General features: G+C 66.7%; 19 protein-coding genes and 1 tRNA gene. 10 read left to right on the top strand and 10 right to left on the bottom strand.

The window, feature by feature from the left end:
- Positions 1-43: 43 nt before the first annotated feature.
- Positions 44-1,201: an FMNH2-dependent alkanesulfonate monooxygenase gene (ssuD, locus tag WJ542_RS10595; RefSeq protein ID WP_411189253.1), complete on the bottom strand. Its 1,158-nt coding sequence runs from the start codon at positions 1,199-1,201 to the stop codon at positions 44-46.
- 306 nt (positions 1,202-1,507) lie between these two features.
- On the opposite strand from ssuD, the gene WJ542_RS10590 reads away from it, so the two are divergent.
- Entirely contained in the window at positions 1,508-1,933 is a 426-nt protein-coding gene (locus WJ542_RS10590; RefSeq protein WP_411189252.1) for a hypothetical protein, read from the top strand.
- A gap of 20 nt (positions 1,934-1,953) precedes the next feature.
- Here WJ542_RS10590 and WJ542_RS10585 read toward each other — a convergent pair whose 3' ends face one another.
- Both WJ542_RS10585 and WJ542_RS10580 read right to left on the bottom strand, forming a co-directional pair.
- Positions 1,954-3,108, bottom strand: a complete 1,155-nt coding sequence (locus tag WJ542_RS10585) for an enoyl-CoA hydratase/isomerase family protein (RefSeq protein WP_411189251.1) — start codon at positions 3,106-3,108, stop codon at positions 1,954-1,956.
- Complete coding sequence (locus tag WJ542_RS10580) at positions 3,000-3,371, bottom strand: DUF1488 family protein (protein ID WP_411189250.1); 372 nt, start codon at positions 3,369-3,371, stop codon at positions 3,000-3,002. The genes WJ542_RS10585 and WJ542_RS10580 overlap by 109 nt, the downstream gene beginning before the upstream one ends.
- Positions 3,372-3,500: 129 nt before the next feature.
- Here WJ542_RS10580 and WJ542_RS10575 point away from each other — a divergent pair, with 129 nt between their 5' ends.
- Positions 3,501-3,716 (top strand): hypothetical protein, encoded by a 216-nt coding sequence (locus WJ542_RS10575; RefSeq protein ID WP_411189249.1) that lies wholly within the window; start codon positions 3,501-3,503, stop codon positions 3,714-3,716.
- Positions 3,717-3,774: 58 nt separating this feature from the next.
- Here the strand turns inward: WJ542_RS10575 and WJ542_RS10570 are convergent, their stop codons facing one another.
- Both WJ542_RS10570 and WJ542_RS10565 read right to left on the bottom strand, forming a co-directional pair.
- The gene (locus WJ542_RS10570) at positions 3,775-4,113 is read right to left on the bottom strand and encodes a DMT family transporter (RefSeq protein ID WP_027797196.1); all 339 of its coding nucleotides are present in this window, start codon (positions 4,111-4,113) and stop codon (positions 3,775-3,777) included.
- A gap of 4 nt (positions 4,114-4,117) precedes the next feature.
- Positions 4,118-4,615 (bottom strand): heme-degrading domain-containing protein, encoded by a 498-nt coding sequence (locus WJ542_RS10565; protein ID WP_411189248.1) that lies wholly within the window; start codon positions 4,613-4,615, stop codon positions 4,118-4,120.
- Positions 4,616-4,760: 145 nt separating this feature from the next.
- Here WJ542_RS10565 and WJ542_RS10560 point away from each other — a divergent pair.
- The 7 genes from WJ542_RS10560 to WJ542_RS10530 all read left to right on the top strand — a co-directional run bounded on the left by WJ542_RS10560 (position 4,761) and on the right by WJ542_RS10530 (position 9,995).
- A tRNA-Met gene (locus WJ542_RS10560) sits at positions 4,761-4,837 on the top strand.
- 172 nt (positions 4,838-5,009) lie between these two features.
- Positions 5,010-5,555 carry an NUDIX hydrolase gene (locus tag WJ542_RS10555; RefSeq protein ID WP_411189247.1) on the top strand — a complete coding sequence of 182 codons (546 nt, stop codon included), beginning with the start codon at positions 5,010-5,012 and terminating at the stop codon, positions 5,553-5,555.
- Positions 5,556-5,567: 12 nt separating this feature from the next.
- Positions 5,568-6,320, top strand: a complete 753-nt coding sequence (gene aat / locus WJ542_RS10550; RefSeq protein WP_411189246.1) for a leucyl/phenylalanyl-tRNA--protein transferase — start codon at positions 5,568-5,570, stop codon at positions 6,318-6,320.
- A 176-nt stretch (positions 6,321-6,496) separates the two neighbouring features.
- Positions 6,497-7,273: an arginyltransferase gene (locus tag WJ542_RS10545; RefSeq protein ID WP_411189245.1), complete on the top strand. Its 777-nt coding sequence runs from the start codon at positions 6,497-6,499 to the stop codon at positions 7,271-7,273.
- 136 nt (positions 7,274-7,409) lie between these two features.
- On the top strand, positions 7,410-8,444 hold the full coding sequence (locus WJ542_RS10540) for a quinone-dependent dihydroorotate dehydrogenase (RefSeq protein WP_411189244.1): 1,035 nt from the start codon (positions 7,410-7,412) through the stop codon (positions 8,442-8,444).
- Positions 8,445-8,506: 62 nt separating this feature from the next.
- Entirely contained in the window at positions 8,507-9,304 is a 798-nt protein-coding gene (locus WJ542_RS10535; RefSeq protein ID WP_411189243.1) for a transporter substrate-binding domain-containing protein, read from the top strand.
- 31 nt (positions 9,305-9,335) lie between these two features.
- Positions 9,336-9,995, top strand: a complete 660-nt coding sequence (locus WJ542_RS10530) for an amino acid ABC transporter permease (RefSeq protein WP_411189242.1) — start codon at positions 9,336-9,338, stop codon at positions 9,993-9,995.
- 59 nt (positions 9,996-10,054) lie between these two features.
- Here the strand turns inward: WJ542_RS10530 and WJ542_RS10525 are convergent, their stop codons facing one another.
- From WJ542_RS10525 to WJ542_RS10515, 3 genes are all read right to left on the bottom strand, one after another.
- Positions 10,055-11,032 carry a Gfo/Idh/MocA family protein gene (locus WJ542_RS10525; protein ID WP_411189241.1) on the bottom strand — a complete coding sequence of 326 codons (978 nt, stop codon included), beginning with the start codon at positions 11,030-11,032 and terminating at the stop codon, positions 10,055-10,057.
- A gap of 145 nt (positions 11,033-11,177) precedes the next feature.
- On the bottom strand, positions 11,178-11,906 hold the full coding sequence (locus tag WJ542_RS10520; RefSeq protein WP_411189240.1) for a FadR/GntR family transcriptional regulator: 729 nt from the start codon (positions 11,904-11,906) through the stop codon (positions 11,178-11,180).
- A 329-nt stretch (positions 11,907-12,235) separates the two neighbouring features.
- Positions 12,236-13,804 carry a mannose-1-phosphate guanylyltransferase/mannose-6-phosphate isomerase gene (locus WJ542_RS10515; RefSeq protein WP_411189239.1) on the bottom strand — a complete coding sequence of 523 codons (1,569 nt, stop codon included), beginning with the start codon at positions 13,802-13,804 and terminating at the stop codon, positions 12,236-12,238.
- Between the two features lie 697 nt (positions 13,805-14,501).
- On the opposite strand from WJ542_RS10515, the gene WJ542_RS10510 reads away from it, so the two are divergent.
- Complete coding sequence (locus WJ542_RS10510) at positions 14,502-15,236, top strand: Crp/Fnr family transcriptional regulator (protein WP_103705863.1); 735 nt, start codon at positions 14,502-14,504, stop codon at positions 15,234-15,236.
- Positions 15,237-15,318: 82 nt separating this feature from the next.
- Here WJ542_RS10510 and rpiA read toward each other — a convergent pair whose 3' ends face one another.
- Both rpiA and rlmB read right to left on the bottom strand, forming a co-directional pair.
- A complete protein-coding gene (rpiA, locus tag WJ542_RS10505; protein WP_411189238.1) occupies positions 15,319-16,014 on the bottom strand; it encodes a ribose-5-phosphate isomerase RpiA in 696 nt (231 codons plus the stop codon).
- 141 nt (positions 16,015-16,155) lie between these two features.
- Positions 16,156-16,899 carry a 23S rRNA (guanosine(2251)-2'-O)-methyltransferase RlmB gene (gene rlmB, locus WJ542_RS10500; RefSeq protein ID WP_411189237.1) on the bottom strand — a complete coding sequence of 248 codons (744 nt, stop codon included), beginning with the start codon at positions 16,897-16,899 and terminating at the stop codon, positions 16,156-16,158.
- Positions 16,900-16,962: the final 63 nt, after the last annotated feature.

The following is a 16,962-nucleotide window of genomic DNA, read 5'->3' as shown; positions in this document are numbered from 1 at the left end:
CTCCGAACCGGTTAACGATGCCTGGCTGACATCCCGCTGACGTTCAGCTCTGGCTGGCGCGCGGCAAATACTGATTGCCCACCACTTCGCCGAACGGCCCCGAAAGCGGACCGTCCGCGCGCTTCGCCTGACGGCCCGGCAGCAGCGGAAACACGAGTTCGGCGAACCGGTAGGATTCCTCAAGGTGGGGATAGCCGGAAAGAATGAACGTCTCGATGCCGAGATCCGCATACTCCTTCATGCGCGCCGCCACCTGCTCCGGATTGCCGACCAGCGCCGTGCCGGCGCCGCCGCGCACGAGGCCCACGCCGGCCCAGAGATTCGGATAGACCTCGAGTTCCTTGCGCGTGCCGCGCTTGCCGCCGTGCAGCGCGGCCATGCGGCGCTGGCCTTCCGAGTCCATCTTGCCGAACGCGGCCTGTGCGCGGGCAACGGTGTCGTCGTCGAGTCGGCTGATGAGGCGTTCGGCGTCGGCCCAGGCCTCCTCCTCGGTCTCGCGGACGATCACGTGCAAACGAATGCCGAAGCGGATCGTGCGGCCACGTTCGGCCGCGCGCTTGCGGATGTCGGCAATCTTCTTCGCGACCGCCTCGGGCGGTTCGCCCCACGTGAGGTAAGTGTCGATATGCTCGCCCGCAATGGTGTGCGCGGCCGGCGACGAGCCCCCGAACCAGAGCGGCGGATGCGGATGCTGCACCGGCGGATAAAGCGCCTTGCCGCCCTTCGAGACCAGATGCTTGCCGATGAAATCGACCGCTTCGCTGGTGTGCGACGCGGCGAGCAGTTGGCGCCAGATGTGCAGGAATTCGTCGGTGATTTCGTAGCGCGTGTCGTGATCGGCGAAGAAACCGTCGCCTTCGAGTTCGGCCTGGTCGCCGCCCGTCACCACGTTGATAAGCAGACGCCCGTTCGAGAGCCGGTCGAAGGTCGCCGCCATGCGCGCCGAGAGCCCCGGCGAAGACAACCCCGGGCGGATCGCCACCAGGAATTTCAGGCGCCGCGTGACTGCGATCAGGCTCGATGCGACAACCCAGGCGTCTTCGCACGACCGGCCCGTCGGCAACAGCACGCCTTCGTAGCCGAGCGTATCGGCGGCGGTGGCCACTTGCTGGAAGTACGCGAGGTCAGCGGCGCGCGCGCCCTCGGTCGTGCCCAGATAACGGCTGTCGCCATGGGTCGGGATGAACCAGAACACATTCATGCATTGCTCCTGCTGGATACTGGACGAAAATGCGAAACCAAAACGCGAGACGAAAACCGGCGGGCACGGCGTGCGCCCTGCCCGCGCAAGGCGAACCGCCGACGGCCAGGCCGTCGTAGTCATGGGGAATCAGTCTAGGGAGAGGGGTGTGGCTTTTGAACGATTTTTTAAAGCTTAGGTTTTCCGCTTTCGTGCTTTGGCGCGCCGCGCCGATATAATGGCTCACGCCAACAAAAAGCCCGGCAGGCCGCACCCGGCGCCGCCATGCGCGCCCCGCCGCCGGTGCTTCGCACTCTCGCCGTTCACATGCAAAAACTGATTCTGCCGTTCCTGTCCGGCTTTCTCGCCTCGCTCTTCTTTCGCGAGGCCACGCTCGCGCTGTTGCACGCGGCCCAGGTCATCGACGCAGCCGGCTTTTCGACCGCGCCGTTCGTGCCGTTCGGCCTGCCCGAGTTTCTCGTGAACGCGATCTGGAGTGCGGCGTGGGCGGTGCCCATGGCGTGGCTGCTGCGCGTCTCGCCTTCGCGGCCCGCGCCCTGGGTGCAGGCATTCGTGTTCGGCGGCCTCGTGCTCACGGCCGCGATGGTGTTCGTGGTCGACCCGCTCCGCGGCATCTGGCCGAGCGGCAACATGCTGCCGCGTCTCGCACAGGGCTTCGCTTCGAATGCGGTATGGGGATGGGGCGCGCTCGTGTTCATGCGCGCGTTCATGAGCGAAACCGTCGAGGACTGACGTCGCCCCGCGCGGCGGGTTCAGCCCTTCAGGTCGCGCAACGGATGGTCCGCCTCGGACCACGAGCTTTCGAACATGCGCTCGACCTGCGCGCGCGGCACGTCCTCGATGCGCTCGAAACGCCAGTCCGGACGGTTGTCCTTGTCGATGATGCGGGCTCGAATGCCTTCCATCACGTCGCCCTGAGCAAAAGTCGACCGCGTGAGATCGAGATCGCGCCGCAGCACGTCCGCCATTGCCCCTTCCGCGCGCGACACCACTTCCAGCGAAACCGCCATCGATAGCGGCGAGCGCTCGCGCAGCACGCCCGCCGCCTGCTCGGCCCAACCGGACTCGGGCCCCTGCGTTTCGCGCTGCACCGCGTCGAGCGACGCCGCGATGGCCGGCACGTCGGGCAACCCGAAATGCCGGTCGATCCACGCACGTGCCCCGGCAAGCGCGCTGGCGCCGGCCTCGCGCCGAACGTCCTCGCCCACGGCCGCTTCGCGCCGGATCCGCGCGACGATCTCCTCGCCCGTCGCGAACGGTTCCGTTTCGAGCGCATCGATCAACGCGGGCCATGCCGCCTCGTCCAGGTACGCGTCGGCGAGGCCCGCATAAAGCGCCGCCGGCGCGTCGATCGTTTCACCGCTCACCGCCAGGTAACGGCCGAGTGCGCCCGGCGTACGCGCCAGAAACCAGCCCATGCCCACATCCGGAAAGAGGCCGATGCGCGTCTCGGGCATGGCAAGGCGCGTGGACGGCCCCACCACGCGCAGGCCGCCCGTGCGATGCGCACCCTGCGAGATCCCCATTCCACCGCCCATCACCACGCCGTTCATGAACGCGATATAGGGCTTGGGGTAAGTGAAAATCGCGTGATTGAGCCGGTACTCTTCGGTGAAAAAAGTGTCCAACGCGGCCCGGTCGCCGGCCCGATACGACTCGTAGAGAAAGCGGATATCGCCGCCCGCGCAGAACGCGCGCGCGTGGCGGGAGCGCACCACGACGGCTAGTACGCCGACGTCGCCGCGCCAGCGGTCGAGCGCGGCCTGCATGGCGCGAACCATGCCGGTCGAGAGCGCGTTCAGCGCCTCGGGACGTTCGAGTTCGATGAAACCGATGCGGTTCGCCACGCGGGTGACGACCTGTTGGCCGGCGCCGCTCGCGGACGAGGCGGTGGGATCCTGTGACATGGCAATCGAAGTGACCGGAGATTGAGAGGTAGGCGCGATGCAAACGCGCCACGGTTTTCAAAATACATCGAAATGCGCGGGCGGCCCGCATCGAAGGCCTGCATGGAAGCGTCGCGGCTGAGCGGAGGCGCACCGAAATGATCCTCGAGCGCCTCCACGGAAATCGCACACGGCACCCTGGCGCCATCGACGAGCGCCGCGAACACGACCGTCAGATTCGAATCGCGGTAGACCGGCGCATCGGGAAGAAAGCGAATATTCATCTCCAGCCTCGCTGGGCAATTCGTCGGAACAATCGGAGTAGCCGGATCGAGCGGGCGCCGGCAGACGGCGCGTTGATCCATACATGTTACGCTGCGCACTGATTCTCGCTATTCACTTCGGCGCACGCGATGGACTCGAAACTCACCGGCCGCTACTTCGTCAACGAACAGGAAATTCCCGAACCGCAAGCGGCGAATCGCTGGTTCGACTACGCACGGAAGCACGACATCGACATCGCGCGGGCGATCAGCCTGTGGGAGGACGCGGCCTCGCTCGACGGCGAGAAGAGCCGCGCCACGATTCAGGCCGCAGGCATCCGTATCGAGCCGCCCGCGGCGCGCTGAGACCGCCCTCGCGCGCGCGTTGCCGGGCACGCTGCCCGGCGCGTGCCTCGGCGCGGCGTCAGTGCGCCTGCATCTTCGAGAACAGGTTGAGCACGACCACCCCGGCCACGATCAGGCCGAGGCCCAGCATGGCGGGCAGATCGGGCACCTGGCGGTAGAGCGCCATGGCGACGAGCGTGATGAGGACGATGCCCACGCCCGACCACACGGCATAGACAATGCCGACGGGAATGTTGCGCAGCGTAAGCGAGAGCCCGTAAAACGCGAGCCCATAGCCCGCGACGACGATGACCGAGGGCACGAGCCGCGTAAAGCCGTTCGAGGCGCGCAACGCCGAGGTCGCAATCACTTCCGCAATGATGGCGATGACGAGCCAGGTCCAGGGGCCGAAACGCATGGCGTCAGGCCTTCGCCAGCGCAAGCTGGCCGTAATCGGCGCCGAGCAGCGCGCACAGGGCCTCGACGACGAGCTCGTGATCGGCGCGCTGCGGCAGCCCCGACACCGTCACCGAGCCGATCACGCCCGCGCCGGCCACGGCGAGCGGAAACGCGCCGCCGTGCGTGGCGTAGTCGGCAACGGGCAGGCCGTGCTTCTCGGCGAGCGTCGTGCCCGCCTGCTGCATGCGCAGGCCGATCGCGTAGGAACTGCGGCGGAAATGCTCGACTACGCGTGACTTGCGGCGCACCCAGTCGACGTTGTCGGGCGTCGTGCCGTCGAGCGCGCTGAAGAAAAGCGGCTGGCCGAACGTGCGCACGTCGATGACGAGAGCGTGCGTGCGCGAGCGCGCGAGTTCATGCAGGCAGGAGCCGAGCTCCCACGCGCGGGCCGCGTCGAAACGGGGAAAGACCAGCGCCGCTTCCTGCGCGGCAATCGACTGCAGATCGTGTGCGATATCCATGGATACGAACGGGAATGGGTCTTTCGACAGGTCCCCGATTCTAGCCTGGGGCCGCCGGCAAGCGTCCCGCAAACGACTCGAAGGGAATTCGTTAATCTCTGTTGCAATGCAGAAGTAGCCGCGCTATAATCTTTTCTTCGACGGACGCGGGGTGGAGCAGTCTGGCAGCTCGTCGGGCTCATAACCCGAAGGTCGTAGGTTCAAATCCTACCCCCGCAACCAAGCACTCTCCGTCGAACAGCAAGCAAGGGTTACAACGCATTCGCGTGTAACCCTTTTTTGTTTTCCGCGCCTGTCTGGCCAGCGCGGCACCAGCCTGCCACCGCCGCGGCCACCCTCACGGCCACCCGCCCCGCGGTGATACACTCGCATCACTCTTCCCCCAATCGCACCCATGAAATTCTGCTCGACTTGCGGTCAGGCGGTCAGCCTGCTCGTGCCGCCCGGAGACAACCGCGAACGCTACGTCTGCTCGGCCTGCGGCACCGTGCACTATCAGAATCCGCGTAACGTGGTCGGCACTGTCCCCGTTTGGGAGGACAAGGTGTTGCTGTGCCGGCGGGCCATCGAGCCGCGCTACGGTTACTGGACCTTGCCCGCCGGTTTCATGGAGATGGGAGAAACCACCGCCGAGGCCGCGGCGCGCGAAACGCTCGAGGAAGCCGGCGCGCGCGTCGAGGTGCAAAACCTCTTCTCGCTGCTGAACGTGCCGCGCGTGCATCAGGTCCACCTGTTCTATCTCGCGCGCCTGCTCGACATCGATGTCGCGGCCGGCGAGGAGAGCCTCGAAGTGCGCCTTTTCGAAGAGCGCGAAATTCCCTGGGACGACATTGCGTTTCCCACGGTCGGGCAGACGCTGCGCTTTTTCTTCGCCGACCGCCAGTCGGGCAGCTACGGCCTGCACACCGGCGACGTGTTGCGCTCGCTGCGCGACGGCTGACCCCCACTCCCGATGGTTCCCTGGCTCGGGCCCGAAGACCCGTTTCCCAGCGTCGAACGCGCGCTCGGCGCCGGCAGCGGCGCGCCGGGGCTGCTGGCCGCGAGCGCCGACCTGCTGCCCTCGCGCCTCATCGACGCCTATCGGCACGGCATCTTCCCGTGGTATTCGGACGGCCAGCCCGTGCTCTGGTGGAGCCCCGACCCGCGCATGATCCTGCGGCCCGACGCGTTCAAGGTCTCGCCGTCGCTGAAGAAAACGCTCAAGCGCGTGCTGCGCGACGACGCGTGGGAGATTCGCGTCGACGACGACTTCGCCGCCGTGATGCGCGCCTGCGCGAACGCGCCGCGCCACGGCCAGCGCGGCACCTGGATCACGGGCGACGTGATCGACGCCTACTCGGCCCTGCACCGCATCGGCGACGCGCACAGCATCGAGGCCTGGCACGACGGCGAGCGCGTGGGCGGCCTCTATGGCGTGTCGCTCGGCACGATGTTCTTCGGCGAGTCGATGTTCGCCTCGGTCACCGACGCCTCAAAGATCGCGCTCGCCGCCCTCGTCGCGCATCTGCGGCGCCACGGCGTGGCCTTGATCGACTGCCAGCAGAACACCTCGCACCTCGCGTCGCTCGGCGGGCACGAGATTGCGCGCAAGGTTTTCATCGCACACGTGCGCGCAACGGTCGATGCGCCACGCATTCCATGGCGCTTCGACAAGGCGATTCTCGCCGACCACGTAACGCGCCCGGACACTGCCCCGGCGGCTTGAGCAAGACCCGGGCGGGCCGCCCGGCGGGCGCGGCAAGCCTTCCGTCGTGCCGCGCAATTCGATGGATTCCGCTTCGGGCTCGATGTTAGACTGAAGATAGAACATGTCGCGCGCGGCCGCCGCGCCACCAGCGCGCCGTGCGCGCGACGATCCGAACTGCTACGAGAGCCGCCAACGTGACGCATCCCAACGAGCTGCCGCTTTCACCGCTTTCCGCGCTGCAATTCTATGCAACGGCGCCCTACCCCTGCAGCTATCTGGAGGGGCGTATTGCGCGCTCGCAGGTGGCGACACCCAGCCACCTGATCAACTCCGACGTCTACACCGAACTGGTCAAGGCGGGTTTCCGGCGCTCGGGCGTCTTCACCTACCGCCCTTACTGCGACGGCTGCCGCGCGTGCGTGCCGGTGCGCGTGCCGGTCACGCGCTTCGCGCCCAGCCGCACGCAGCGCCGCACCTGGAAGCAGCACGGCGAGCTCGTCGCGACGGTCGCGCCCCTGCACTACGACGAAGCGCACTACGCGCTCTACATGCGCTACCAGTCGGCCCGTCACGCGGGCGGCGGCATGGACCGCGACAGCCGGGACCAGTACGAGCAGTTCCTCCTGCAAAGCCGCATCAATTCGCGCCTCGTCGAATTCCGCGAGCGCGATGCGCAGGACCCCGAAGGCAGCGGCACGCTGCGCATGGTGAGCATGATCGACATCCTCGGCGACGGGCTCTCGTCGGTCTATACCTTCTTCGAGCCCGACGCCCCGCACACGAGCTACGGCACCTACAACATCCTGTGGCAGATCGAGCAGGCGCGCAGCCTGCAACTGCCTTACGTATATCTCGGCTACTGGATCCGCGAAAGCCCGAAGATGGCTTACAAGGCGCACTTCCGGCCGCTGGAGGGCCTTTTCGACGGCGTGTGGGCGCCGCTCGACGAGGCACTCGCCGCCCGCGCATAAAGGGCGCGCCGTCTACCCAAGGTGGCGGCCGGAGCGCGGCGTGACAGGCCGCGCAGGCCGGGGGCGCCCTCGCCGGGGCCCGCAAAGCCGGTAAAATAGCGGGTTCCCATTCTTCCGGCATCCGCGCCCTCCTCCCGTGTTCAGCTCCTTCTATCCGTTTCTGCGCGACCAGCTCTTTCGCTTCGACGCCGAAGACGTCCACCATCTGACGCTGCGCGCCATCGGCGCCGCCGGCCGCACCGGCATGGCGGGCCTGCTGGGCTCGCATACGCCCGACTCGCCGCGCACCGTGATGGGCCTCACGTTTCGCAATCCGGTAGGCCTCGCGGCGGGACTCGACAAGGAAGGCGCCGCCATCGACGGCTTCGCGGCGCTCGGCTTCGGCTTCATCGAAGTGGGCACCGTAACGCCGCGCTCGCAGCCCGGCAATCCGCGTCCGCGCATCTTCCGGCTGCCGCAGGCGGGCGGCATCATCAACCGCATGGGCTTCAACAATCAAGGCGTCGAGCAGTTCGTGAAGAACGTGCGGGCCGCGCACTATCGCGGCATCCTCGGCCTGAACATCGGCAAGAACGCCGATACGCCCATCGAGCGCGCCGCCGACGACTATCTGTTCTGTCTCGAGCGCGTCTACCCGTTCGCGAGCTACGTGACGATCAACATCTCGTCGCCGAACACGAAGAACCTGCGCCAGTTGCAGGGCGCGGGCGAGCTCGATGCGCTGCTCGCGGCGCTCAAGGACAAGCAGCAGCGCCTCGCCGACCTGCACGGCAAGCTCGTGCCGCTCGCGCTGAAGATCGCGCCGGACCTCGACGACGAGCAGATCAAGGAGATCGCCGACACCGTCCTGCGCCACCGGTTCGAAGGCGTGATCGCGACCAACACCACGCTCTCGCGCGCCGCCGTGCAGGGCCAGCCGAACGCGGACGAAACCGGCGGCCTTTCCGGGCGCCCGGTATTCGAGGCGTCGAACGCCGTGATCCGCAAGCTGCGTGCCGAGCTCGGCGCCGACGTGCCGATCATCGGCGTGGGCGGCATCTTCTCGGGAGACGACGCGCGCGCGAAGATCGAGGCAGGCGCCTCGCTCGTGCAGCTCTACACCGGCTTCATCTACCAGGGCCCCGCGCTCGTCGCCGAATGTGCGCGCGCACTGGCCGCGCGCCGCGCCTGACGCTATAGTTTCACGCTAGTCATGGGTCACCCGCGCCATTACAAGATTACAAGAGGAAAACGATGAAACTCGCCCTGCTGAAAAAACTCCTTGCGGCCACGCTGATCGGCGCCGCGTTCGTTTCGGCCAGCGCCCACGCCGACGACCTGCTCGACCAGGTGAAGGCGCGCGGCACGCTGCGCATCGGCCTCGAAGGCACCTTCCCGCCGTTCGATTCGAAGGCGCCCGACGGCCAGCTCGTCGGCTACGACGTGGACATCGCGAAGGCCGTCGCCGCGAAGCTCGGCCTGAAGCCCGAGTTCGTCACGACCGAGTGGAGCGGCATCATTGCGGGCCTGCAGGCCGGCAAGTTCGACGTGATCGTCAACCAGGTGGGCGTGACCGACCAGCGCAAGGCCGTGCTCGACTTCTCGCCGGCGTACACCTACTCGGCCGCGCAGCTCATCCAGCGCAAGGACGACACGCGCGAGTTCAAGTCGCTCGACGACCTCAAGGGCAAGAAGCTCGGCGTCGGTCTCGGCACCAACTACATGGACATGGCGAAGTCGGTGCCCGGCATCGACGTGGTGACCTACCCGGGCGCGCCCGAGTATCTGCGCGATCTCGCCGCCGGCCGCCTCGACGCCGCGCTCAACGACCGCCTGATGCTCGCGTACCTGATGAAGAACTCGCAGTTGCCGCTGCGCACGGGTGCGATCGTCGGCAACGGCAACCCGTCGGCCATCCCGTTCAAGAAGGGCAATCCGAAGTTCGCGAAGGCGATCGACGACGCCATGGCGCAACTCGAAGCCGATGGCACGTTCACGAAGATCTCGGAGAAGTGGTTCGGCATCGACGTGAGCAAGCCGATCGCGCAGTAAGTTCGCCCCGAACTCAACCCGCGCTTCGCCCATGCCCATCACTACGCTCCTCATCCAGTCGCTGCCGGTGCTCGCGCAGGGCGCTGTGCTGACGGTCAAGTTCGCCGTGTTCTCGATGATCTTCGGCCTCATCGGCGGCGCCGTGCTCGCGTTGATGGGCATCAGCACGAATCGTGTCCTGCCGAAGATCGCGCGGGTTTATGTGAGTCTCATGCGCGGCACGCCGCTGCTCGTGCAGATCTTCGTCATCTACTACGGACTCCCGAGCGTCGGCATTTCGCTCGACCCGACGCCGGCCGGCGTGATCGCGTTGTCCGCCAACGTCGCCGCCTATCTGTCCGAAAGCATGCGCGGCGCGATACTCGGCATCGATCGCGGCCAGTGGCTCGCGGCCTACAGTCTTGGGCTCTCGCGGCGTCAGACGCTGCGTTACGTGATCGCGCCGCAGGCGCTGCGCATCGCCGTGCCGAGCCTCTCGAACAGCCTCATCAGCCTCATCAAGGACACCTCGCTCGTCTCGGTCATCACCGTGACGGAGCTGCTGCGCAGCGCGCAGGAAATCATCGCCTCGACCTTTCAGCCGCTGCCGCTCTATCTCGCCGCCGCGGCGGTCTACTGGGTGCTCTGCCAGGTGCTGGAGTGGGTCCAGCACTGGTTCGAAAAGCGTCTCGCGCTGCCCTCGCGACATTAAGCGGCATTGAGCGGCATTAAGCACCACCCGGCGTCACCGGGCCCCGCCGGCCGCCCCGCTCACTCGCAGGCGAAGCGCAGGCCGAGCGCGGCGCGCGCCGCATCGGCCATCGCAATCATGCCGCGCGAGTGCGCATGCGTCATCACCGGGCTCTCCAGCGCGCCCGTACGCAGCAGCTCGCAGAAGTGCGCGGTCTCGTAGTTGAGGCCGCCGCCTTCGAACGGTTCGTCGAGGTCCACCGTGCGGCCGTCGACATAGCGGATCGTCGCGCGTACAGGGTTCCACCAGTTCTCGTGGATCGTCACATGGCCAAGCGGCCCCGCGAGCAGCGCATCACCCTTCCCATGCAGATCGAGACCGCAGAAGAGCTGCGCGATGCCGTGCTCGTGCTGGCAGTTGAGACTCGCGAAGGTGTCCACGCCGGTGGGGCCAAGCCGGCCGAAAGTCTGTACGTCGAGCGGCGCGCCGAGCCAGTCCACCGCGAGAAACATCTCGTACACGCCGATATCGAGCAACGCGCCGCCCGCATGTTCGTAGGAGAACGAAGGATGGTCGGCACTCACGTTCGCCACCGAGCACCCCGCGCGCACGAGCTCCACCGGGCCGATGGGATCGGCGGCGAGGTGAGCGCGCAACGCGCAGTAGAGCGGATAGAAAGGCGGCTTCATCGCCTCCATGAAGAGACGCTGCGCGCCGCGCGCGGCCTCGATCACGCGCGCGAGCTGCGCGGCGTTCACGGTGGCGGGTTTCTCGCAGAGCACCGGCAAGCCGGCCTCCAACGCGGCAATAGCGTAGTCGGCGTGGCTGTCCTGCAGCGTGGCGATATAAACGGCGTCGACGCCGCTCCCAAGGAGCGCTTCAAAGCTCGCGCATGCGCTCGCACCATGCTGTTGCACCAGCGCTGCCGACGGCTCCGCGCGCCTCGACCAGACCGCGCCGATGCGCGCGCCCTCCACGTGCGCCACGCCCTGTGCAAAGCGCCGCGCGATGCGGCCCGCGCCGACAATGCCCCAACGAATCGTTTCCGTCCCGCTCATGTGCTGCATGCTCCGGCTATGCGCCGCGCCGATGGCGCGGCAGACCAAAGACACGCACGATACCCGAAACGCGCAGCGCGCCGCAACGGCGCCGCCGCGCTTCGCACGGACACGCACACCAGGCGTCGACGAAAACCGCGCGAGTCTAGCGCTGCGCAAGCGCCTCGGACGCCTCCGACGCCAGCGCGCGCTGCAGCTCCCCGGCGGTCGATTCGATCATCGCCGCCGCGGCAGCCTGGGCCTCTTGCGGCTGACGCCGCTCGATCGCCTCGACGATGCTGCCGTGCGCGCGCACGATATTCGCCCAGCCGTCCGCGCGCCCGTTGAGAATCGGATTCACGAGCGAAAGCGCACCGCGGATAATCGCCGCCATCTGCTGGTAGAACTGATTGCCGCTCGCCGCGAGTATGCGCGTATGCAAAAGCGCGTCGGCGGCCTGGCAACCATTGTCGCCCGGACTCGTCTCGCGCAGTACCTCGTACGCGTCGCGAATGCCCGCGATGTCGGCTGCCGTGGCGCGCGTCGCCGCAAGACCGCACGCGGCGGGCTCGATCAGCGCGCGAAATTCGATCACGTCTCGCAAAAAAGTCTTGTCCGGCTTCGCGCGAAAACGCCAGCTCACGACGTCTTCATCGATCATGCGCCAGTCGCGCATGGGCCGTATACGTGTGCCGATCTTCGGCCGCACGTCCAGCATATGTCGCGCAAGCAGCATGGAAAGCGCTTCGCGCATCACCGTGCGGCTCACGTCGAATTCCTTCGACAGCACATCCTGCGGCGGCAGCACCGCACCGTAGCGCTCTTCCACAATGCCGGCGATCAGGCCATCCATGACCTTGCTCACCAGCGAGCGTTCCTTGTTCCCGAGTTCCATGACACTCCCCCCCGATTCGGCGTTATCACCCCTCATTGCCAGACACTGCGGGCTCCTCATGCGTCGTAGAACGCCATGTTGTACGTTGCATGCGGATCACATATCCCGCCACCCAGGATATCTCCTGACGTGTTGCGGTCAAGCCGATGTGCAGTCCGCACGAGACGTCATCCTGCGAGCCTCATCCTGGTACCTGGGCCGGCCATTTTTCCTGGTTGTCCTGCGGGCCGGTCAACTGTATGGAATGCCTATTTACCCCTGGCCGGTTTCCACCGGCTGTGCATATGCAGTGCTGCGGCGCCATTGCGCCTATCCCGCGCCGTGCGGCATCACGCCTTCTCCTTGTTTTGCAGCGGTGCGCGACCGTATTGATCGTCGAAACGCACGATGTCGTCTTCGCCCAGATAGCCGCCCGATTGCACCTCGATGATTTCGAGCGGTGTGATTCCTGGGTTCTCCAGACGATGCTTCACGCCCAATGGAATATAGGTGGATTCGTTCTCGGACAGCAAAAATACGTCGTCGCCGCGCGTGACGCGGGCCGTCCCGCGCACAACGACCCAATGTTCCGCGCGATGGTGATGCATCTGCAGCGAAAGCCGCCCGCCTGGCTTCACGACGATCCGCTTGACCTGAAAGCGTTCGCCCCGATCGAGCGAGTCGTAGCAGCCCCACGGCCGCTCCACGCGCCGATGGTGCCGGGCTTCGTCGCCGCTTTGCGCTTTCAGTTTCCCGACGATTGCTTTCACGTCCTGAACGCGATCCTTCGCGGCGACCAGCACCGCATCCGCGGTCTCGACCACCACGACGCCGCGCACGCCGACACAGGCCACGAGACGCCCGTCCGAATGCGCGAAGGTATCGCTCACGTCTTCGAACAGCACGCGCCCGCGCGCGACATTGCCGCTCGCGTCCTTGTGCGAGACCTGCCAGACCGCGTCCCAGGCGCCGACGTCGGACCAGCCCGCAACCAGCGGCACGACGACACCCGCAAGACCTGCTTCGGTGCCGATCGATTCCATGACCGCGTAATCGATCGAATCGGAAGGACACGCGGCCAGCGCGGCCGCATCGAGATGCACGCTGCCATCCGCGTCGCGTTTCGCGCGCTCGAAGGCCTCGGCGCAGCGCAAGGCGATCGCGGGGCGCGCCAGCGCGATAGCGGCAAGCCACACGGAGGCCCGGACGACAAAGATGCCGCTGTTCCACCAGAAGTCGCCGGACGCGATATAACGCGCCGCGAGCTCGGCATCCGGCTTCTCGACAAAACGTTCGATGATGCGCGCACCCTGAGCATCGAGCACCCGGCCCGCGCCGATATAGCCGTAGCCGGTCTCCGCGCGCTGCGGCGGCACGCCGAGCGTCACGATCGCGCCGCGCGCCGCATGCTCGACAGCGCGCTCGAGCGCGCGGGCGAACGCGACGCGGTCGGCGATCAGATGATCGGCCGGCATGGCGACCAGCACGGGATCGGCGGCAGCGGGCACGGTCGGCGGCTGAGCGGCTTTTGCGGCAAGCGCCGCCACCGTCAGCGCAGGCGCCGTATTGCGCGCCACCGGTTCGAGCACCACGCGCGCGGCCATGCCGCTGCGGGCAAGGCGGTCGACCGTCAGGAACTGCAATTCCTCGCTGCTCACGACGAGCGGCGCGGCTTTGCAGACCGCAGCCGGGCCGGCACCGTCGGCCGGTGCGAATACGCCGTCGAAGCGCCGCACGGTTGCCTCGAGCAGCGATTCGCCGTCGAGCAGTTCGATCAGTTGCTTGGGACAATGCTCGCGCGAGAGCGGCCACAGGCGCGTACCCGAGCCGCCCGCCAGCACGACGGGCTGAACGACGAGCACCGGTTCGATTTCGTTCGCCATCGCCGTCAGGCTGGCGTGCGGCACCACCTGGTTCATGCGCCGTCCCCCTGGATGATCATGGCCGGCCGCGCTCCCAAGCCTCGCCGCGCCCGCCCTGATCATGATTGGAACAAACCTCGCGGCGCCGCTCTGTGCGCATACACACACTGATCGCTCGCCGTTTCGGGAAGACGCCGTTTATCCGCGTAACGTGACACGACGTTACGCAACGATGTTTCAGGTCCGAACACTTTCGCGTATGCCGCGCCAATGTGTCAGCCCTGTATCGTTTTCGGCGGCCTCTTTCTGTGTAGCCGGGTGGTGGCGCTCGCCGCGCACGGCGCGTGTTTCAGTCTGGAGTCATTTTTGGAAACACCCGGAGAACCACGAATAATCACACTAAATCAAGGCGTTAGATAAACCAAAATTCATCCGGCAAGAAGTGCGGCGGCGGAATTCATCGTGCAGAAGTGAAACAAAAAGGCCGACTTCTCCGGCACGGCTCGAGGCGCAATGCCCGCGAAGACGCGTGGGGTCGCGATGCATGCCGTTCTGGCACACACCCTGCTAAAGACATGTCGCCACACTAGCGATAAGCGCCGGGATCAGACCGGCGTACGCATACGGGACTATGGGGCTGGCACGACGAACGGATAGCCGAACGGGAAACGGCACACAACTACGGATTCGCGAGCCGGAACGAATAACAACGAGGCAGCGCTTGCTCGCAAGCAGCCTCGCATGAGGACCAATCATGTTGACCCTTCAATCCGACCTGCACGGCAACCACCTGCTTGGCGCCCTGCCGTCGCATGAGTGGCAGGCGCTCGCCCCCCATCTCGAACTCGTTCATCTGCGTACCGAACAATTGCTGTGCGATTCCGGCCAGCGCATCCATCACGTGTACTTTCCGACCACGGCCATCATCTCCATGCTCTCGACCATGGAAGACGGCAGCTCGGTCGAAATCGCGGCAGTCGGCCGCGAAGGCATGACCGGCGTGCCGGTCCTGACGGGCGGCGAAACGATGCCGAACCGCGTGCAGGTGCAATGCGCGGGCTTCGCGTATCGCATGAGCGCACAAAGTCTCAAGCAGCAGTTCGCCCGCTCGGACTTCCTGCGCCGCCTGATGCTGCTCTACATGCACGCCCTGCTCACGCAGGTGGCCCAGACGGCCGCGTGCAATCGCCACCATTCTCTCAGCAAGCAGTTGTGCCGCTGGCTGCTGATCGAAGTGGACCGCGTGGCCTCGAACGACCTCACAGTCACGCAGCAGTTGATCGCCGACATGCTCGGCGTGCGCCGCGAAGGCATCACGGAGGCAGCCGGCAAGCTGCACGACGAAGGCCTGATCCATCACAGCCGCGGCCGCATTCGCGTGCTGGATCGCGAGGGTCTGGAAGCCCGCGCCTGCGAATGCTACGGGCTCGTGCGGCGCGAGTTCGACCGCCTGCTGCCGCGTCTGCGCCAGGCGGAAACGGTGGAGTGAGCGTGAGTGGAGGGACGCCGCGCGGGACAGGCTCCGCGCGGACTTTGTGGCGGGCCGCCCGGCGCGGCCCGCTGCCTTTGCCTCAGCGCTTCGGGTAGTCGATGCGCTCGACGCCCGTTGCGGCACCCAGCAGGCAGAGGTCGGCGCCGCGCGCCGCGAAGAGACCCACGGTCACGACACCGGGCCATGCGTTGACGAGCGCCTCGAATGCGCACGGGTCGCTGATGCTCAGACCCTTCACGTCGAGGATCTCGTTGCCGTTGTCGGTGAGATAAGGCGAGCCGTCCTTCTGCACGCGCAGCACGGGCACGCCGCCCAGCACATTCACGCGGCGGCCGATGGCCGTGCGTGCCATCGGCACCACCTCGATGGGCAGCGGGAACTGGCCAAGCACGTCGACGCGCTTGCTCGCGTCGGCGATGCAAACGAACACCTCGGCCACGGACGCCACGATCTTCTCGCGCGTGAGCGCGCCGCCGCCGCCCTTGATCATCGCGCCCTGCGCGTCGATCTCGTCGGCGCCGTCGACATACACGGGCAGCCCTTCGATGTCGTTAAGGTCGAAGACGCGAAAGCCATGCGATTGCAGGCGCGCCGTGGTTGCCACGGAGCTCGACACCGCGCCGCGGTAGCGGTCCTTGCTGGCGGCCAGCGCGTCGATGAAGCAGTTCGCGGTCGAGCCGGTGCCGACGCCGATCACGGCGCCCTCGGGCACGTTCGCGTTCACGTAGTCGGCGGCGGCCTTGCCGACCAGTTGTTTCAGTTCGTCTTGAGTCATGGGAATACGGCGCGAGAGAGGAAAAAAGCGGGAGGCGCCTAGTTTACCGGAGTTGGCAGGACCAGCCGGCCGATTCCGGTCCCATGCAAGGCTGTCGACCAGAGTTGGCGCTTTAGCGCTTACTCCGGTCCCATGCAAGGCTCAGCTCGCGACGCCGCGCTGCCGGACGGCCTCGAAGAGGCACACGCCGCTCGCCACCGAGACGTTCAGGCTTTCCACCGTGCCCGCCATCGGAATGTGCATGACCTCGTCGCAGGTCTCGCGCGTGAGCCGGCGCATGCCCTCGCCTTCCGCGCCCATCACGAGCGCAACCGGGCCTTCGAGCTTCGTCTGATAAAGGCTCGCGCTCGCGTCGCCGGCCGTGCCCACCACCCACACGCCCGCCTCCTTGAGCTCGCGCAGCGCGCGGGCCAGATTCGTCACGGTGATATAGGGCACCGTGTCGGCCGCGCCGCTCGCCACTTTCGCGGCCGTGGCGTTCAGGCCCACCGCGCGGTCGCGCGGCGCAATGACGGCATGCGCCCCGGCCGCATCGGCCACCCGCAGGCAGGCGCCGAGATTGTGCGGATCGGTCACGCCGTCCAGTACGAGCAGGAGCGGCGCGCCCACAATGCCGTCGAGCAGCTCGGCCAGATTCTGCGCAAGCGGCAGATCGTGCACGCGCGCGACGACACCCTGATGGCGCTCCGTATGCGCGAGCCCCCAGAGCCGCGTTTCGTCGGATGCGATCACGCGCACGCCGGCGTCCTTTGCGGCATGCAGGAAGTCCTGCATGCGGCGGTCGCGCCGCGTCGGATCGTAATAGACATCCTCGACCGTCGACGCGTCGTGCCGCAAACGCGCGGTCACCGCATGAAACCCGTAAAGAACCTTGAGACGTGACATGACTTGAGACAACCCCTGATGAACGGTCCGCCACGCGGCGCGTGCAGGGACTGCACCGCGCGC

The organism is Paraburkholderia yinzeri, from assembly GCF_046581065.1.
Lineage (GTDB): Bacteria > Pseudomonadota > Gammaproteobacteria > Burkholderiales > Burkholderiaceae > Paraburkholderia.
Note: the sequence above shows the minus strand (reverse complement) of the source record. Positions and strands in the feature narration are given on the sequence as shown.

Excerpts from the sequence above, each read along its gene's own strand:
- rpiA (WP_411189238.1), bottom strand. The coding sequence starts at position 16,014 with ATGACTCAAGACGAACTGAAACAACTGGTCGGCAAGGCCGCCGCCGAC.
- WJ542_RS10585 (WP_411189251.1), bottom strand. The coding sequence starts at position 3,108 with ATGTCACAGGATCCCACCGCCTCGTCCGCGAGCGGCGCCGGCCAACAG.
- WJ542_RS10525 (WP_411189241.1), bottom strand. The coding sequence starts at position 11,032 with ATGAGCGGGACGGAAACGATTCGTTGGGGCATTGTCGGCGCGGGCCGC.
- WJ542_RS10530 (WP_411189242.1), top strand. The coding sequence starts at position 9,336 with ATGCCCATCACTACGCTCCTCATCCAGTCGCTGCCGGTGCTCGCGCAG.
- WJ542_RS10590 (WP_411189252.1), top strand. The coding sequence starts at position 1,508 with ATGCAAAAACTGATTCTGCCGTTCCTGTCCGGCTTTCTCGCCTCGCTC.
- WJ542_RS10555 (WP_411189247.1), top strand. The coding sequence starts at position 5,010 with ATGAAATTCTGCTCGACTTGCGGTCAGGCGGTCAGCCTGCTCGTGCCG.
- WJ542_RS10515 (WP_411189239.1), bottom strand. The coding sequence starts at position 13,804 with ATGAACCAGGTGGTGCCGCACGCCAGCCTGACGGCGATGGCGAACGAA.
- rlmB (WP_411189237.1), bottom strand. The coding sequence starts at position 16,899 with ATGTCACGTCTCAAGGTTCTTTACGGGTTTCATGCGGTGACCGCGCGT.
- WJ542_RS10520 (WP_411189240.1), bottom strand. The coding sequence starts at position 11,906 with ATGGAACTCGGGAACAAGGAACGCTCGCTGGTGAGCAAGGTCATGGAT.
- WJ542_RS10535 (WP_411189243.1), top strand. The coding sequence starts at position 8,507 with ATGAAACTCGCCCTGCTGAAAAAACTCCTTGCGGCCACGCTGATCGGC.
- WJ542_RS10575 (WP_411189249.1), top strand. The coding sequence starts at position 3,501 with ATGGACTCGAAACTCACCGGCCGCTACTTCGTCAACGAACAGGAAATT.
- WJ542_RS10580 (WP_411189250.1), bottom strand. The coding sequence starts at position 3,371 with ATGAATATTCGCTTTCTTCCCGATGCGCCGGTCTACCGCGATTCGAAT.
- WJ542_RS10565 (WP_411189248.1), bottom strand. The coding sequence starts at position 4,615 with ATGGATATCGCACACGATCTGCAGTCGATTGCCGCGCAGGAAGCGGCG.
- ssuD (WP_411189253.1), bottom strand. The coding sequence starts at position 1,201 with ATGAATGTGTTCTGGTTCATCCCGACCCATGGCGACAGCCGTTATCTG.
- aat (WP_411189246.1), top strand. The coding sequence starts at position 5,568 with ATGGTTCCCTGGCTCGGGCCCGAAGACCCGTTTCCCAGCGTCGAACGC.
- WJ542_RS10570 (WP_027797196.1), bottom strand. The coding sequence starts at position 4,113 with ATGCGTTTCGGCCCCTGGACCTGGCTCGTCATCGCCATCATTGCGGAA.
- WJ542_RS10510 (WP_103705863.1), top strand. The coding sequence starts at position 14,502 with ATGTTGACCCTTCAATCCGACCTGCACGGCAACCACCTGCTTGGCGCC.